At 73.1% G+C, this 16,665-nt stretch carries 14 protein-coding genes; 4 read left to right on the top strand and 10 right to left on the bottom strand.

What is annotated here, in order from left to right; all coding sequences use genetic code 11:
* The first annotated feature begins 269 nt into the window (after positions 1-269).
* Both K377_RS26710 and K377_RS26705 read left to right on the top strand, forming a co-directional pair.
* Positions 270-2,072 (top strand): glycoside hydrolase family 15 protein, encoded by a 1,803-nt coding sequence (locus K377_RS26710; protein ID WP_111666265.1) that lies wholly within the window; start codon positions 270-272, stop codon positions 2,070-2,072.
* A gap of 175 nt (positions 2,073-2,247) precedes the next feature.
* The gene (locus K377_RS26705; RefSeq protein WP_111666083.1) at positions 2,248-3,921 is read left to right on the top strand and encodes a PucR family transcriptional regulator; all 1,674 of its coding nucleotides are present in this window, start codon (positions 2,248-2,250) and stop codon (positions 3,919-3,921) included.
* A 9-nt stretch (positions 3,922-3,930) separates the two neighbouring features.
* On the opposite strand, the gene K377_RS26700 is transcribed toward K377_RS26705, so the two are convergent.
* The 5 genes from K377_RS26700 to K377_RS26680 form a co-directional block, all read right to left on the bottom strand.
* Entirely contained in the window at positions 3,931-5,064 is a 1,134-nt protein-coding gene (locus K377_RS26700; RefSeq protein WP_111666082.1) for a glycosyltransferase family 4 protein, read from the bottom strand.
* Between the two features lie 493 nt (positions 5,065-5,557).
* Positions 5,558-7,282 (bottom strand): DNA repair protein RecN, encoded by a 1,725-nt coding sequence (gene recN / locus K377_RS26695; protein ID WP_111666081.1) that lies wholly within the window; start codon positions 7,280-7,282, stop codon positions 5,558-5,560.
* A 349-nt stretch (positions 7,283-7,631) separates the two neighbouring features.
* Complete coding sequence (locus K377_RS26690; RefSeq protein WP_111666080.1) at positions 7,632-8,537, bottom strand: NAD kinase; 906 nt, start codon at positions 8,535-8,537, stop codon at positions 7,632-7,634.
* A complete protein-coding gene (locus tag K377_RS26685) occupies positions 8,534-9,349 on the bottom strand; it encodes a TlyA family RNA methyltransferase (RefSeq protein WP_111666079.1) in 816 nt (271 codons plus the stop codon). Before K377_RS26685 ends, K377_RS26690 begins: the two co-directional genes overlap by 4 nt.
* 7 nt (positions 9,350-9,356) lie before the next feature.
* Positions 9,357-9,620: a hypothetical protein gene (locus tag K377_RS26680; RefSeq protein WP_111666078.1), complete on the bottom strand. Its 264-nt coding sequence runs from the start codon at positions 9,618-9,620 to the stop codon at positions 9,357-9,359.
* A 42-nt stretch (positions 9,621-9,662) separates the two neighbouring features.
* On the opposite strand from K377_RS26680, the gene K377_RS26675 reads away from it, so the two are divergent.
* Positions 9,663-10,010: an SCP2 sterol-binding domain-containing protein gene (locus K377_RS26675; RefSeq protein ID WP_181512651.1), complete on the top strand. Its 348-nt coding sequence runs from the start codon at positions 9,663-9,665 to the stop codon at positions 10,008-10,010.
* Here the strand turns inward: K377_RS26675 and K377_RS26670 are convergent.
* From K377_RS26670 to K377_RS26655, 4 genes are all read right to left on the bottom strand, one after another.
* Complete coding sequence (locus K377_RS26670) at positions 9,994-10,908, bottom strand: ABC transporter ATP-binding protein (RefSeq protein ID WP_375605958.1); 915 nt, start codon at positions 10,906-10,908, stop codon at positions 9,994-9,996. The genes K377_RS26675 and K377_RS26670 overlap by 17 nt on opposite strands.
* On the bottom strand, positions 10,869-11,906 hold the full coding sequence (locus K377_RS26665; RefSeq protein WP_111666076.1) for an iron chelate uptake ABC transporter family permease subunit: 1,038 nt from the start codon (positions 11,904-11,906) through the stop codon (positions 10,869-10,871). The genes K377_RS26670 and K377_RS26665 overlap by 40 nt, the downstream gene beginning before the upstream one ends.
* A complete protein-coding gene (locus tag K377_RS26660; protein WP_111666075.1) occupies positions 11,903-12,949 on the bottom strand; it encodes an iron ABC transporter permease in 1,047 nt (348 codons plus the stop codon). The genes K377_RS26665 and K377_RS26660 overlap by 4 nt, the downstream gene beginning before the upstream one ends.
* 153 nt (positions 12,950-13,102) lie before the next feature.
* Complete coding sequence (locus tag K377_RS26655) at positions 13,103-14,167, bottom strand: HAD-IIA family hydrolase (protein WP_181512650.1); 1,065 nt, start codon at positions 14,165-14,167, stop codon at positions 13,103-13,105.
* Positions 14,168-14,238: 71 nt separating this feature from the next.
* Between K377_RS26655 and K377_RS26650 the strand changes: the two genes are divergently transcribed.
* Positions 14,239-15,543, top strand: coding sequence for a DUF1015 family protein (locus K377_RS26650; protein ID WP_111666073.1), 1,305 nt, complete (start codon positions 14,239-14,241; stop codon positions 15,541-15,543).
* 56 nt (positions 15,544-15,599) lie between these two features.
* Here the strand turns inward: K377_RS26650 and K377_RS26645 are convergent, their stop codons facing one another.
* On the bottom strand, positions 15,600-16,313 hold the full coding sequence (locus K377_RS26645) for a hypothetical protein (RefSeq protein WP_258395137.1): 714 nt from the start codon (positions 16,311-16,313) through the stop codon (positions 15,600-15,602).
* Positions 16,314-16,665: the final 352 nt, after the last annotated feature.

Genomic DNA, 16,665 nt, shown 5'->3' with positions numbered 1-16,665 from the left:
CACCACAACGGCAACACCCCCGCCCGTTCCCGCCCGTTCACCGGAAAACACGAAGTCCGATCGCATCCGATCGCCGGTGCCTCCACCGGAACAACCGACTCGTCAGTTCGTTTGACAACCACGTATCAGGTCGACGTATCAAGACCATTCGTTGACCGTTTGATCGTCGTGGTTGACGATCGTTAGTTGACCGTGAAGACCGCAGAGCGCATGCCCCTCGCAGCTTTCGCCGCGCAGGGGTGTACGTGGCCGTTCGACTGGAGATGCACGTGGCCGGGCGCATCGAGGATTACGCACTCATCGGGGACATGCAGACCGCAGCACTGGTCTGCCGGGACGGCACAGTGGACTGGCTGTGCCTGCCCCGCTTCGACTCGCATGCCATTTTCGCCGGGCTGCTCGGCACCGAGGATCATGGTTTCTGGCGGCTCGGCCCGGCCTACGCGGCCGACGCCGAACCGCCGACGGCGACCCGGCGCACATACCGGGGCGACTCGCTGATCCTCGAGTCGGAGTGGGAGACACCGCGCGGCACCGTCCGCGTCACCGACTTCATGCCGCCGCGCGACGGCGCGCCGCAGCTGACCCGGATCGTGGAGGGGGTCAGCGGCCGGGTGCCGATGCGTTCGGCGCTGCGGATGCGCTTCTCCTACGGGCGGATCACGCCCTGGGTGCACAAGGTGGACGGGCGCACGGTCGCGGTGGCCGGGCCCGACTCCGTGTGGCTGGATTCCGACGCCGAGACGTACGGCAAGAACCTGACGACGTACTCGGACTTCACCGTGGCCCCGGGCGACCGGATCGCCTTCACCATCCAGTGGCAGCCCTCGCACAAGGACCAGCCGCCGCTGCCGGATCCCGAGGGATCGCTGGTGGCGACCGAGCAGTTCTGGCGGGAATGGGTGGATCACTGTACGTACCACGGGCCCTACCGGGAGGCCGTGGTCCGCTCCCTCATCACGCTGAAGGCCCTCACCTACGCGCCGACGGGCGGCATCGTCGCCGCGCCCACCACCTCGCTGCCGGAGGAGATCGGCGGCGTACGGAACTGGGACTACCGGTACACCTGGCTGCGGGACGCGGCGATCACGCTGTCGTCGCTGCTGCGCACCGGGTACCGGGAGGAGGCGCGGGCCTGGCGCGAGTGGCTGCTGCGGGCCGTGGCCGGCGACCCGGAGAACCTGCAGATCATGTACGGCATCGCGGGCGAGCGGGAACTCGGCGAGGCGGAGCTGGACTGGCTGCCGGGCTACGAGAACTCGGCGCCGGTCCGGGTCGGGAACGGGGCGGCGCACCAGCTCCAGCTCGACGTGTACGGCGAGGTGACGGAGGCCCTGCACCTCGCGCACATGACGGGCCTGGCCCGCAACGACTACGCGTCGCTGCTCCAGCTCAAGCTCATCCAGTACCTGGAGGGCCACTGGGACGAGCCGGACGAGGGCATCTGGGAGGTGCGCGGTCCGCGCCGGCACTTCGTGCACTCGAAGGTCATGGCGTGGGTGGCGGTCGACCGCACCATCAAGCTGATCGAGTCCGGTGACGCCGACGGGCCGTTGGAGAAGTGGCGCGAGCTGCGCGACGACATCCACCGGGACGTGTGCGAGAAGGGGTACGACAAGGAGCGCAACACCTTCACGCAGTCGTACGGCAGCAAGGAGCTGGACGCCTCGCTGCTGCTGATCCCCCAGATGGGCTTCCTGCCGCCCGACGACAAGCGCGTCATCGGCACCATCGAGGCGATCCAGCGGGAGCTGTCGACGACGGACGGGTTCATCCTCAGGTACCCCACCGACGGCGACAACGCGGGCGTCGACGGGCTGCCCGGCGACGAGGGCGCCTTCCTCGCCTGCTCGTTCTGGATGGCGGACGACCTCGCGATGATCGGCCGGGTCGACGAGGCCCGCCGCCTCTTCGAGAAGCTGCTGGCCCTCCGCAACGACCTGGGCCTGCTGGCCGAGGAGTGGGACCCGCGGCTGCAGCGCCAGGTCGGCAACTTCCCGCAGGCCTTCAGCCACGTCCCGCTGATCGACACGGCCCTGCGGCTGACCTCTTCGGGGGCGTACGGCGGCTGACCGGAACCGCCCTCCGCGCCCTGCGGAGGGCGGTCCGTGACGTACGCCACACGGGCCGTTCCGCCCGGCAAGATCGGCCCCGATGCCACGAGTTGTCGTGACATCGGGGCCGATGGTCGTCTCCGTGACGGGGTGGACATGTTCCAGGATCGTCCGCGCCGGTACCGTCCGCCTCATGGACAGCACCTCCCCCGAGTACCCGCCGTACTCCCCTCCCTCCTCGCCCGCCGGGATCACCGTGCAGCGGGCCCTGGAGCTGCCCGGGCTGCGCAGCGGGCTGCCCGAGGTGGTGGCGGGCGGGGACCGGCTCCAGCGGACGGTGCGGTGGGTGCACGCGGGCGAGGTGCCGAACATCGCGTCGCTGCTCAAGGGCGGCGAGCTGCTGCTGACCACGGGGTTCGGCCTCGGCACGCGCCCGGCCGAGCAGCGGGCCTTCGTCCGCAAGCTGGCCGAGCGGGGCATCGCCGCACTGGTGATCGAGCTGGGGCAGCGGTTCGCGCGGCTGCCCGCGGCGCTGGTGGAGACGGCGCGGGCGGCGGGCCTGCCGCTGGTGCAGCTGCACCGCGAGGTCCCCTTCGTGACGGTCACCGAGGAGATCCACACCGAGATCGTCAACGGCCACTACGCGCTGCTCCAGCGCGCCGAGGAGGTCCACCGGCGCTGCACGAACGCGCTGCTCGGCGGTGGCGGGGTGCCGCAGGTGCTGCGGATCCTGGCCGAGTTCAGCGGGAACCCGGTGTTCCTGGAGACCGCCGACGGACAGCTGCTGTACGCGGCCGGCGCCGACGGCGACATCACCGATCCGCTCCAGGTGTGGGAGGGCATGCGCGGCACGCACCAGGACGAGCCGCCGAGCGGGGCGCTGCTCGTGGACGTGCCGGGCGGCGGTCCCGGTACGGGTTCGGTACGGGCGCGGCTCGTCCTGCTGCCGGTGTCGTCGGCGCCGGCGCCCGTGCACCGGATCGCGGCGGAGCGGGCCGCCGGGTCGCTGGCCGTCGTGCTGATGCAGGCACGGCAGGAGGAGGAGCTGGCGGCGCGCGGGCGCGGCGACTTCCTCACCGACCTCGCGGAGGGCCGGATCACCCCGGAGGCCGCTCCGGCGCAGGCGCGCGTGCTCGGCTTCAGGCCGACCGGACAGGGGCCGCTGCTGCCGGTGGTGATGCGGATGCCGGGCACGCCGGAGACGGCGCTGAGCCTGTCGCCGGGCGGCGGCTGGGCGGTCCTCGCGCGGGCCGTGTCGGAGGAGCTGGCGTCGGTCGGCGTGCCCGTGCTGCTCGGCGTACGGCCGGTCGAGGGGCGGGTGCCGCTGCTGCTCGGGCTGCGTTCGGAGTCGGAGCGCACGGCGGTCGCCGACCGGGTGGCGGCGGCGCTGCGGGCGGGCGTGGAGCGGGCCGGGATGCAGCGGGCGGGCGCGCAGCCGCCGGTGGTCGTGGTCGGCGGGGCGGGCGGCTGGGCGGCGGCGGCCGCGGGTCTGCGGCACGCGGCGGAGACGGCGACGGCCGCGCAGGGCCTCACCGACCGCCCGTGGTTCGACGCGCGGCGCCTGGACATCGACCTGCTGCTGTGGCGGCTGCGCGACCATCCCGACCTGGCGGCGTTCGTGGAGCGCGCGATCGGCCCCCTCCAGGACCACGACAAACGCTCGAAGCCGCCCCTGCTCCCCACGCTCCAGACGTACCTGGCGCACGCGGGCCGCAAGGCGGAGACGGCCCGCGAACTGCATCTGAACCGCCAGACGCTGTACAACCGTCTGGCCCGCATCGGCGAGTTGCTGGGCACGGACCTGGACGATCCGCAGACGGTACTGGCGCTGAGCCTGGCGCTGCGGGCCCGGCGGCACGTGGGGTAGCCGCGCCTGTCAGAAGGTGCCGGTCAACTCGTCGTACACGCTGAGCACTTGCGTGACCGTCGCGTCCTCGCTCGGCCAGGAGGCGGCCTGCGCGGTGCCCGCGTCGCGGAGCCGGGCGCAGTGTCCGGGGTCCGCGAGGAGGCGTTCGATCGCGCGGGCCAGGGCGGGCGCGTCGCCGTAGGGCACCAACTCGGCCGCGTCCCCGACGAGTTCGGGGATGCCGCCGACATCGGTGGCGACGAGCGGTACACGGGCGTGCAGGGCCTCCTGGGCGAGCAGCGAGCGGGACTCCCAGCTGCTGGGCAGGACGGCGATGTCGGCGGCGTGCAGCAGGTCGGCGACGTCGTCCCGGCGGCCGACGAGGCGCACCGGCAGGCCCTCGGCCTCGATCCGGCGCTGGAGGACGCCCCGCTGGGGCCCCTCCCCCGCGATGACGAGGAGCGGCGCCGGGTCCAGGTCCAGCCAGGCGTGGGCCGCGTCGAGCAGCACCTCGTAGCCCCGGTGCCGTTCCAGGGTGCCGACCGACATCAGCAACGGGCGGCCCACCGCGCCCAGTTCGGCCCGCGTCTTGTGGCGGGCGCGCTCGGCGTCGTCCTCCTGGGACGGCTCGGGGCGGCGCGGCGGCGGGAAGGAGACGGCGGCGAGCCGGGCGTCCCGGGCGCCGCGGGTGCGGGCCCGGTCGACCAGGTCGGACGAGGTGCCGAGCACGACGGACGCGGCTCTGGCGACGCGCCGCTCCAGCATCCGCAGCAGATGGGCGCGGGCCCCTTCCGCGTAGGACCGGGTGTGCCAGGTGACGACGAGCGGGATCCGGCGGCCGCTGAGCGCGAGGGAGGCGCGCAGCGCGGCGTGCAGTCCATGGGCGTGCACGAGGTCGGCGTCGGCGCAGGCCACGCGGAGCGCGGCGACGGACGCCGGGTCGCTGCTGCGCGGTACCGGCAGATGGTGGGCGCCGACCTCACTGAACCCGTACGCGCGCTCGGCCTCGGACGGCGCGCAGACCGTGACCCGCACCCCGCGGGCGACCAACCCGGCTGTCAGGGAACGGACATGGGCACTGCTGCCCGCGCTGCCGCCGCCCAGCACTTGCACGGTGCGCAGCGGCGTCTGTCCGTGCGCTGCGTGGCTGCTCACGTGGCTCACGTGACCGGGCTCCTGGTCGATAGTTACGGGGTTACGGGGTTACGGGTTACGGGTCTGGAGATGCTTGCGCCGCGCTGCCAAGGATGCCAGCCCGTACGGGCGTTCCGGCACCGCTCACGGTCTCTCACCGCACGAGTCCGGGCAACATGGCACACCGGACCACTCGCATGGGTGACTTGACACCCCCATGTTGCCTTCTTCTCCGACGCGTTCCTCCGCGGCCCGGGGAACTGCGCGCCCAGCCACGACGCGACGGACGGCCGAACACGCCCCGCACTCCGGCGGAGCGCTAGGGCCTGTCTCCCAGATCCCTCCGTCCGCCCGGAGGGCGGGCCCTGCGGCGTCTGGTGCGTGCTCTCAGGGGGTCCCCCCGGCCGAAGGCTGGGGGAGTGCCGGGTGCACGGCCTCGTACTGGGCGTACTCGGCCTTGTGCCCGGTGCGGCGAGAGCGCGTGCCAGGCGTCGCGGGGCAGGAGGGATCTGGGAGACAGGCGCTAGGCGTCGGCCCTGGCCGCAGCCAGCAACTCCTCCGCGTGCGCCCGCGCCGTCTCGGAGTCCTCCTGCCCGGCGAGCATCCGCGACAACTCCCGTACGCGGTCCTCCCCTTCGAGCACGGTGACGCCGGAACGGGTGACCGATCCGTCGTTCGTCTTCTCGACCAGCAACTGCCGGTCGGCGAACGCCGCGACCTGCGGCAGGTGCGTGACGACCACGACCTGCGCCGACTTGGCCAGCTTGGCGAGGCGCCGCCCGATCTCGACGGCGGCCTTGCCGCCGACACCGGCGTCGACCTCGTCGAAGAGATAGGTGGGCACCGGGTCGGTGCCGGCGAAGACGACCTCGACCGCGAGCATCACGCGGGAGAGCTCACCGCCGGAGGCGCCCTTGGCGATGGGCCGCGGCGGGGCGCCGGGGTGCGGGGCGAGCAGCAGCTCGACCTCGTCGGCGCCGCTCGGCCCGCACGCCACGGTCCGGCCGTCGACCTCCACGCCGTCACCGGCGTCGGTCCCGGTCTGCCGGATGTCGAAGGAGATCCGGGCGTGCGGCATGGCCAGCGAGGCCAGCTCCTCGGTGACGGCGGCGGCGAACCGCGCGGCGGCCTCCACCCGGGCGTGCGTCAATTCCTGGGCGAGGATTCCGAGTTCGCCGCGCAGCGCGTCGCGCTCGGCGGTCAGTTCGTCGATCCGCTCGTCGTCGCCGTCGAGTTCGAGCAGGCGCGCGGCGCTCTGCTCGGCCCAGGTCAGTACGGCGTCGACATCCTCGCCGTACTTGCGCGTGAGCGCGGTCAGCGCGGCCCGGCGCTCCTCGACGGCCGAGAGCCGCAGCGGGTCGGCGTCCAAGTCGTCCGCGTATCCGGCGAGTTCGGCGGCCACGTCGGTGAGCAGGATCTGCACCTCGCCGATCCGCTCGGCGAGCGTGCCGAGGGCGGAGTCGTGGGAGCGGACCGCTTCCAAGGCCCGGTGGGCGCCGCCGACCAGGGTCTGGGCGTCCACGCCCTCCGGGTCCTCGGGGTTCCCGGCGAGCGCCCCGTGCGCGGCCGCGGCGGCGGACGCCAGCGCTTCGGCGTGGCCGAGCCGCGACGCCTCCTCGGCCAGTTCGACGTCCTCCCCTGCGCGGGGTTCCACGGCGGCGATCTCGTCGAGTCCGAACCGCAGCAGATCCGCCTCCTGCGCCCGCTCCCGCGCGCGCGTGGTGATCTCGTCGAGCTCGGCGCCGACGGCCCTCAGCCGTTTGTACACGCCGGCGTACTTGGCGAGCGGCTTCGCGACGGCGTCCCCGGCGTACCGGTCGAGCGCCTGCCGCTGCCGCCCCTGCTTGAGCAGCCCCTGCTGGTCGGTCTGGCCGTGCACCGCGACGAGCTCGTCCGCGAGTTCCGCGAGCACGCCGACGGGCACCGAGCGGCCGCCCAGGTGGGCCCGCGAGCGCCCCTCGGCGGAAACGGTACGGCTGACGAGCAGCACACCGTCCTCCAGTTCGGCCCCGGCCTCCTCGGCCCGTGCGGCCGCGCCGGAACCGGCGGGCACCGTGACGCTCCCCTCGACCATCGCGTGCTTCGCGCCGATCCGTACGAGCGCGGGGTCGGCGCGCCCGCCCAGCAACAGCCCGAGGCTCGTGACGACCATGGTCTTGCCCGCGCCGGTCTCACCGGTCACCGCCGTGAAACCGGGCGACAGCTCGACCACCGCGTCGTCGATGACTCCGAGCGACCGTATCCGCATCTCCTCCAACACGGACACGACCTTACGAGGTCGGGGGCCACCTGTGCGACGGGCCCCGGCCCCGGGGGCCGAACCAGCAGGTGGTGCGAGGCGCCTGTCACCCGTGCGTGTGCCCCCGGGGCGGCGCCCTCCCCGTATCGCACGGCCCGGCACGCACGGGCCCGTTCCGCGCACGCCGGGCCCCCTGAGCACGGCGCCGGCGCGGGCGGCCCTCAGGGCCCCTCCCAGGGCTTTCGCGGCGCCGCGTTCCGGCGACAGATCTCCATCGGCCCGTCACACCCTCACGACAAACGGAGCCAACGCCATCGCGGAGGGCTGACCGGTTCTGTTCGCGCGACGGCGCTCGTGATCAGTGCGGCGCCCCGCGCCACCCCGCCACCGGCAGGGCGAACTTGGCCACGAGCCGGTCCGTGAACACGGCGTGGTGCAGCCGGGCGAGCCGCACCGGCACGGCCCCGCGCCGCACCTCCACGCGCGCGCCCGCGGGCAGTTCGACGGTCCGCCGCCCGTCGCACCACAGCACCCCGTGCGGGGTGTGCGGCTGCACCTCGACGGCCAGGACCGAGTTCGGCGAGGTGACCAGCGGCTTGGCGAACAGGGCGTGGGCGCTGATCGGCACCATGAGCAGCGCCTCGACCTCGGGCCACACCACGGGCCCGCCCGCCGAGAACGCGTAGGCGGTCGACCCGGTCGGGGTGGCGCACACGATGCCGTCGCACCCGAAGCCGGTCACCGGCCGCCCGTCGATCTCCAGGACGACTTCGAGCATCCGCTCGGGCTCGGTCTTCTGCACGGCCGCCTCGTTGAGCGCCCAGTCCTGGTGCACGACGTCGCCGTTGCGGTGCACGACGACATCGATCGTCATCCGCTCCTCGACCTCGTACTCCTTGGTGACGACCCGGTCGACGACCTTGTCGAGGTCGTCGCGCTCGGCCTCCGCCAGGAAGCCCACGCGCCCCAGGTTCACCCCGAGCATCGGCACCCCGGAGGCGCGGGCGAACTCGGCGCCGCGCAGCAGCGTCCCGTCCCCGCCGAGCACGATGAGCAGCTCGCACCCGTCCAGGCAGGCCGGGGTCGCCTCCCTCACCAGCTCCACGGAGTCCGGCAGCGGCAGGTCCGAGGCCTCCGACTCCAGGACCCGCACCCCGAGGCCGCTGCGCAGCAGGCCCTCGACGACGCGCTCGGCGCTGCGGATGGCCGCGGGCCGTCCGGTGTGCGCGAGCAGGAAAACAGTACGAGCTCGGGTCTGGGTCAACGCGGCCCCTCCGCCACTGCACGGTCGACGTCGGCCGGGTCCAGTTCGGGCGCACCGGCACGCAGCCACAGAAAGTACTCGACGTTCCCGGAAGGACCGGGCAGCGGGCTCGCGGTCACGCCCCGCACACCGAGGCCGAGCCGGTGCGCCTGCGCGGCGACCCCGCGCACGGCCTCGGCCCGCAGCTCGGGGCTGCGCACGACACCGCCGCTGCCGAGCCGCTCCTTGCCCACCTCGAACTGCGGCTTCACCATCAGCACCAGGTCGGCGTCGGGCGCCGCGCACCGCACGAGAGCGGGCAGCACCAGGCCGAGCGGGATGAAGGACAGGTCTCCGACCACCACGTCCACGGGCACCTCGTCGATCGCCTCCAGCGTCAGTTCGCGTACGTTCGTACGGTCCTTGACGGTGACGCGTTCATCGCTCTGCAGCGACCAGGCGAGCTGCCCATAGCCGACGTCGACGGCGACGACGTGCGCGACGCCCGAGCGCAGCAGCACATCGGTGAAGCCGCCGGTGGAGGCCCCGGCGTCCAGGGCCCGCCGGCCCTCCACGACGAGCCCCTGCGGCAGGAACGCCGCCAGGGCGCCCGCCAGCTTGTGGCCGCCGCGCGAGACGTACTCGGGGTCGTCGTCGTCCTGCTGCACGACGATGGCCGCGGCCGTCTCCACCTGTGTCGCGGGCTTGGTCGCGACGGTCTTGCCGACGCTTACCCGCCCCGCGGCGATCAGCTGACTGGCGTGCTCGCGCGAGCGGGCCAGTTTGCGGCGGACGAGTTCGGCGTCGAGGCGGCGACGGGTCACACCTGCCACGGTCGGTTCAGCTCCTGTGGTCGTACGAGGGTGAAGGCTGGGGCCGCGCGTCCAGCGCCGTCAGCGCTGATCGCAGGCCCTGATGTACATCCTCGTACACCTCGACGTGTCCGTCCGCCGCGAGGTGGTCCACATCGCCGAGCCGCTCCAGCTGCGCGTCCACCTCGGCGTTGCCGGTGACGGTGCGCTCGATGCCCAGGGGGGCGGGTGCCGCGGGGTCGTACGACGGTTCCGCCGGAACCGGGGCCTCGGCGGCGGGTGTCTCGCTCATGCCCAGACGCTACCTCGTGGCGCCGGTGTACCGTCGATCACGATGGCGACGATTGAGGAGTGCCGGGAGGCACTGAGCAGGCTCGCGGACAGCATGGCGGGCGCGGACGGCGACGTACGCGCCGCGGTCGCCCTGGACCGCTCGCTGAGCTGCCACATCAGAGACCTGGACACGACGTTCTCCGGCCGTCTCGAGGACGGCCGGATCACGGTGCTGGACACCCGCCCGGGACCGCCCGCCGAGAAGGCGCAGATCCGTCTTGCGATGACGGGCGACGACCTGGTGGCGATGGTGGACGGGCGGCTGAACTTCGCGAAGGCGTGGGCCTCGGGCCGCGTGAAGCTGGAGGCGTCCTTCCGCGATCTGCTGCGCCTCAGGACGCTGCTTTAGCGATTTCCACCGGGGCGGCCTCCGCGTCCCGCTTTCCGCGGGTCTTTCGCGCCGCAGGTACCACCAGTGGCGTACCGGTCTCCGGGTCGTCGATGACCTGGCACTTCATCCCGAAGAGCCGCTCGACGAGGTCGGCGGTCACGATGTCCTTGGGCGCGCCCTCGGCGATCACCTCACCGTCGCGCAGCGCGATCAGGTGCGTCGCGTACCGGGCGGCGTGGTTGAGGTCGTGCAGCACGGCGACGAGGGTGCGGCCCTGCTCCTCGTGCAGGTCGGCGCAGAGGTCGAGGACGTCGATCTGGTGCTGGATGTCGAGGTAGGTCGTCGGCTCGTCGAGCAGCAGCAGCGGGGTCTGCTGGGCGAGCGCCATGGCGATCCACACGCGCTGGCGCTGACCGCCGGAGAGCTCGTCCACGTACCGGTCGGCGAGCTCGGCGACGCCGGTGGACGCCATCGACTCGTTGACGACCTTCTCGTCCTCGGGCGACCACTGGCGCAGCAGACCCTGGTGCGGGTAGCGGCCGCGGGCGACGAGGTCGGCGACGGTGATGCCGTCGGGCGCGACGGAGGACTGCGGGAGCAGACCGAGCGTCTTGGCGACCTTCTTCGCGGGCATCGACTGGATGACATGGCCGTCGAGCAGGACCCGGCCGGTGCTGGGCTTGAGCATGCGCGACAGGGCGCGCAGGAGCGTCGATTTGCCGCAGGCGTTCGGGCCGACGATCACCGTGAAGGACTGGTCGGGGATCTCGACGGACAGCTTCTCGGCGATGACGCGCTGGTCGTATCCGAGGGTCACGTCGTCGGCTATCAGCCTGTTCACGGCGGTGCTCCTTTGGTTCGTACGAGTAACGGGGCTCAAATCCGCCCCGCCTTGCGCTCGGTGACGAGCAGCCACAGCAGATAGACACCGCCGACGACTCCGGTGACGACACCCACGGGCAGCTGGTCGGCGCCGAACGCACGCTGCGACGCCAGGTCGGCGACGATCAGCAGGGTGGCGCCGAGGACGGTGGCGGCCAGCAGGTTCGGACCGGGCGACCTGGTCAGGCGGCGGGCGATCTGCGGGGCGGTGAGCGCCACGAAGGTGACCGGGCCCGCGGCGGCGGTGGCGGCCGCGGTCAGCACCACGGAGGCGGCGAGCAGCAGCATCCGGGTCCGCTCGACGGGCACACCGAGCGCGCCGGCGGCGTCGTCGCCCATCTCCAGCATCCGCAGCGGCCGTCCGTACCAGGCGACGAGCGGCGCGATGACGACGAACAGGAGCAGCAGCGGCCACACCTGGGTCCAGTCGCGTCCGTTGAGCGATCCGGTCATCCAGACGGTGGCGCGGGCGGCGTCGACGAAGTCGGCCTTGGTGAGCAGATAGCCGTTGACGGCCGTCACGAAGGCGGAGACGCCGATGCCGACGAGCACGAGCCGGTAGCCGTGCACGCCCCGCTTCCAGGCGAGTACGTAGATGGCGACACCGGTGACGAGACCGCCGACGAGCGCGCCGAGGGCGACCTGCACCGCGCTGCCGCCGAAGATCACGATCATCACGAGGGCACCGGCGGTGGCGCCCTGACTGAGTCCGAGCACGTCCGGGCTGCCCAGCGGGTTGCGGGAGATGGACTGGAACAGCGCGCCGGAGAGTCCGAGCGCGCCGCCGACCAGTAGCCCGACGAGGGCCCGCGGCAGCCGCAGGTCGTTGATGATGAACTCCTGCCCGGCGTTCCCGTGGCCGGCCAGGGTGCGCAGCACGTCCGTGGCGGGGATCGGGAAGTCGCCGGTGCCGATGAGCACGACGCTCGCGGCCAGCACGGCGACGACGAGGGCGGCCACGACGACGACGGTGCGCGGGTCGAGCCGTACGGAGAGTCCGCCCGGGGTGCGGACCGCCTTGGTGGTCTTCACAGCTGGGCCATCCTCCGGCGTCGTACGAGAACGATGAACACAGGTGCGCCGATGACGGCGGTGACGATGCCGACCTGGAGTTCGGAGGGCCGGGCCACGATCCGGCCGAGCACGTCGGCGCCGAGCAGCAGCACCGGCGACAGGACCGCCGAGTACGGCAGCAGCCAGCGCTGGTCGGGCCCGGTGAAGGAGCGCACCATGTGCGGCACCATCAGGCCGACGAAGGCGATGGGCCCGCAGGCCGCGGTGGCGGCGCCGCAGAGCAGGGTGGCGGAGAGCATGCCGAGCGCGCGGGTCCGGCCGAGGTGCGCGCCGAGCGCCCGCGCGGTGTCGTCGCCCATCGCCATGGCGTTCAGCGGCCGCGCCAGGCCGAGCGCGAGCAGTGCGCCGACCGCGATGAACGGCCACACCTGCTGGATCGTGTGCATGCTGGCGGTGGCCAGCGAGCCGACCTGCCAGAACCGCATCCGGTTGAGCGCGACGTCGTCGGTGATCATCACGGCGTAGATGTAGCCGGAGAGCGCGGCGGCGACCGCCGTACCGGCGAGCGCGAGGCGTACGGGCGTCGCGTTCCGGGTCCCGCCGAGCACGTACACCAGCACGCCCACGGCGGCGGCGCCCGCGAAGGCGAACCACACATAGCCGCTCAGCGAGGTCACGCCGAAGAAGCTGATGGCGGTGACGACGGCGGCGGACGCCCCCATGTTGATGCCGAGGATGCCGGGGTCGGCCAGCGGGTTGCGGGTGAGCGCCTGGAGCACGGCTCCGGAGAGCCCGAGCGCGAGCCCGGCGAGCAGTCCGAGCAGGGTGCGCGAGACGCGCTCCCCGACGACCACGTCCGCGTAGGTGTTGGTGTCGTGGAACAGGCCGTGCCACACCTGATCGAGCGTGAGCGACTTGGCGCCGACGGCGATGCTCGCCACGGCGACGGCGATCAGCACGAGGACCGACGCGAGCAGCACGGCGGTACGTATCGCCGTACGACGGCCTGGGGGCGCGGGAGCGGTCTCCGCGCCGGCTTCTGGGGGACTCTCGACCAACACGAGGTTAGGCTAACCTATCTTGCTCCTCGCCCACCCCGGGGAGTTGCGCACACCCAGGGGCGCGGGGAACGACGCGCCCCGCCACGACGAGCCCCGCGCTCGCGTCCCGACCGGCGCACTCCCTGCCCCCACGCCTCGCCCCTGGGCGCAGGGCTAAAGCCCCGCCTCGGCCAATCGCTCCAGAACCTTCACAGAGTCCAGCTCGCACACACCGTCACCGGCCGCGGCCCAGGCGGCCCCGCACAGCGCCCGCAGCCCGTCCAGCGGATCCCCCTCACCGGCCAGCTCCAGCGCCCCGTCCCCGGCCGAGGCGGTCCACCCGCCGCACCGCACCTCGCCATCGGTGTCCTCGACATCCGGCTGTCCGCGCAGCAGCCCGCGCAGATCGCGGTCCACGTACGTCGGCCGGTGCTGCGGCGGCGCGGCCAGCAGCTGTGCTCCGTCGGTCACTCCGGTGAGGACGAGCAGCGAGTCCACCCCGCCGTTGAACGCCCCCTCGATGTCCGTGTCGAGCCGGTCGCCGACGACGAGCGGCGTCTCGGCCCCGGTCCGCAGCACGGTCTCGCGGTGCATCGGGGGCAGCGGCTTTCCGGCGACCTGCGGCTCGGCACCCGTCGCGATCCGGACGACCTCGACCGCCGCTCCGTTCCCCGGCGCGATGCCCCGGCCGCTCGGGATCGTCAGGTCGGTGTTGGACGCGAACCACGGCACGCCCCGCGCGATCGCGTAGCAGCCCTCGGCGAAGCGGCTCCACGTCATGTCGGGCCCGCCGTACCCCTGGGCCACGGCGGCGGGGTCGTCATCAGCGGATTCGACCGGCACGAGCCCGCGCTCGCGCAGCGCGACCCGCAGCCCCTCACCGCCGATCACGAGCACGCGCGCCCCTTCGGGCACCTGCTCACTGATCAGCCGGGCCACGGCCTGGGCGGAGGTGATCACGTCCTCGGCCGCGGTCGGGGTGATCCCCAGCTCGCTCAGGTGCTCGGCGACGGCGTCGGGGGTGCGCAGCGCGTTGTTCGTCACGTACGCGAGCGCCATCCCGCCGTCCCGCGCGGTGGCCAGCGCGTCCACGGCGTGGTCGATGGCGTGCCCACCGGCGTAGACGACCCCGTCAAGATCGAGCAGGGCGGTGTCATAGGCCTCGCTCAACGCCCGCGCACTGCCCTCGGGCCGCATACGCGGCCCGCTGCCGGCCGCCCCGCGTTCACTCTGGCTCATTACGTATCGCTCCTCGTTCGATCCCACTCCCCGATCATCCCCCACCGCACCGACACTCGTACGATGCACGAATGAACACTGCAGGTCGCACGGCACAGACGGGAAACCACGGCCTGGACCTGATGCCGTTCAGGGGGGTGCGGTACGTCCCCGAGCGGGTCGGCAGCCTCGCCGCCGTGACCTCACCCCCGTACGACGTCGTCGTACGCCCCGACGGCCTGCTGCATCTGGAGAGCGCGGACCCGTTCAACATCGTCCGGCTGATCCTGCCGCAGGCGACGGATCCGGGCGCCCGCAACGCCCAGGCGGCCGCCACCCTCCGGCACTGGCTCACCGAGGGCGTCCTCGCCCCCGACCCGGAACCCGCGCTGTACGTGTACGAGCAGCGGGGCGGCGACATGCTCCAGCGCGGTGTCATCGGCGCCCTGCGCCTGTCCGAGGCGGCGGAGGGTGTCGTGCTGCCCCACGAGGGCGTCATGCCGCACGTCGTCGAGGACCGCGCGGGTGTCATGCGCGCCACGGAGGCGAACCTCGAACCGCTCCTGCTGACCTACCGCGGCAACGGCAGCGCGACCGGCGCCTCGGCCGTCATCGAGCGCACCGTGCGCCGGCCTCCGCTCCTGGCGACGACCACGGAGGACGGCTACGACCACCGCCTGTGGGCGGTCACGGACCCGGCGGACCTCGCGCACGTCCACGCCGACCTGGCCTCCCACCAGGCCCTGATCGCCGACGGTCACCACCGCTGGGCGACCTATCTGCGCCTGCGCACGGAACACCCGGCGTCCGCGTCCTCTCCCTGGGACTACGGCCTGGTGCTCCTGGTCGACACGGCCCGTTACCCCCTCCGCGTCCGCGCCATCCACCGCCTCCTCAACCGGCTCCCTCTCGACGAGGCCCTGGCCGGGGTCGACGGCTCGTTCCGTGTCCGCGAGGTCAAGGGCCCGCTCCCGCACGCCATGGAGGCTCTGGCTCAGGCGTCGGCGGAGGGCAACGCCTTCCTGCTGGCCGGTGGCACCGGCGACACGTTCCACCTCCTGGACCGCCCCGATCCGGCCCTTCTCGCGCGCACGATCCGCGCGGACCGTCCGGAGGCCTGGCGCACGCTGGACGCGACGGTGCTGCACGCGACGCTCCTCGCCCACGTCTGGGGCATCCCGGAGGACTCCCCGGCCGACATCGCGTACATCCACGACACGCAGGCCACGGTCGACAAGGCGCGCCGTGACGGCGGTACGGCGGTGCTGATGCATCCGGTGCGCGAGGACGTCGTCCGCGAGCTGGCGCAGCAGGGCGTGACGATGCCGCGCAAGTCGACGTCGTTCGGCCCGAAGCCGGCGACGGGCCTGGTCCTGCGCACCCTCACCGACGACTGACGGGCGGGCCCCGAAGGAGCCCGCCCGTCACTCACACAAAAAGCAGCCCTACTTACTTACCGGCCCTGCTCGTCACGCTGCTCGCCCTCGGCCTGCGCGGGCGCGGCAGCGTCCTCGGCGCCGTCGTTCTCGTCCTCGTCGAAGGCGTCGACGAACTCGACCCCGTCCAGCTCGGCCAGCCGGTCCGACGCGTCCGTGCTGCCGTCCTTGTCGGACTCGACGGCCTTGGCGAACCACTCGCGCGCCTCGCCCTCACGCCCGGCGGCCAGCAGCGCGTCGGCGTACGCGTAGCGCAGTCGCGCGGTCCACGGCTGTACGGAGTTGGAGGCGAGCTCGGGGCTCTGCAGGGTGACGATGGCGGCGTCGAGCTGCTCCATGTCCCGCCGTGCGCCGGCGGCGACGAGCCGCATCTCGACCTGCCCGGCCTTGTCCAGCTTCTGCACCTCGGGCGCCCCGGCCATGTCGAGCGCCTTCTCCGGCCGCCCGAGCCCACGCTCGCAGTCGGCCATGACGGGCCACAGCTCGACGTTGCCGGTCATGCGCCGCGCGGCCCGGAACTCGGCGAGCGCCTCGCTGTACTTCTGGTTCGCGTACGCGGCGAAACCGGCGGCCTCGCGCACGGCGGCGACGCGCGACGCGAGCCGCAGCGCGACCCGCGAGTACCCGTAGGCACCCTCGGGGTCCTCGTCGATCAGCCGCGCCACCATCACGAGGTTCTTGCCGACATCCTCGGCAAGCCCCTTGGGCAGCGACTGAAGCTCCTGCTGCACGCCCTTGTCGAGCTCGAACCCGGAGACGTCCTCGGGGATCGGCAGCCGCTTGATCGGCTCCCGGTCCCGGTCCCGCTCCCCACGGAAGCCACCACCGCGCCGGTCGTCACGCCGGTCGTCCCGCCCACGGAACCCACCGGGCCGCCCACCACGGTCGTCCCGCCGCGGCCCACGCGCACCACGGTCATCATCCCGCCCACGGAAGCCACCACCGCGGCGATCATCACGGCGGTCGTCACGGCGGTCGTCGCGGCGGTCGTCGCGACGGAAGGGCGGACGATCGCCATCACGGCGGGGCCCACGATCCCGATCCCGGTCGCCGTACGAGGGACGGTCGTCCCGCCGGTCGCGG

The organism is Streptomyces sp. PsTaAH-137, assembly GCF_003259365.1.
Taxonomy (GTDB): Bacteria; Actinomycetota; Actinomycetes; order Streptomycetales; family Streptomycetaceae; genus Streptomyces.
The sequence above is the reverse complement of the archived record's forward strand: the minus strand, read 5'-3'. Positions and strand labels throughout refer to the sequence as shown.

Bases quoted from the DNA above. Each gene is read 5' to 3' on its own strand.
- K377_RS26705 (WP_111666083.1), top strand. From the start codon at position 2,248: ATGGACAGCACCTCCCCCGAGTACCCGCCGTACTCCCCTCCCTCCTCG.
- K377_RS26675 (WP_181512651.1), top strand. From the start codon at position 9,663: ATGGCGACGATTGAGGAGTGCCGGGAGGCACTGAGCAGGCTCGCGGAC.
- K377_RS26680 (WP_111666078.1), bottom strand. From the start codon at position 9,620: ATGAGCGAGACACCCGCCGCCGAGGCCCCGGTTCCGGCGGAACCGTCG.
- K377_RS26650 (WP_111666073.1), top strand. From the start codon at position 14,239: ATGAACACTGCAGGTCGCACGGCACAGACGGGAAACCACGGCCTGGAC.
- recN (WP_111666081.1), bottom strand. From the start codon at position 7,282: ATGCGGATACGGTCGCTCGGAGTCATCGACGACGCGGTGGTCGAGCTG.
- K377_RS26655 (WP_181512650.1), bottom strand. From the start codon at position 14,167: ATGAGCCAGAGTGAACGCGGGGCGGCCGGCAGCGGGCCGCGTATGCGG.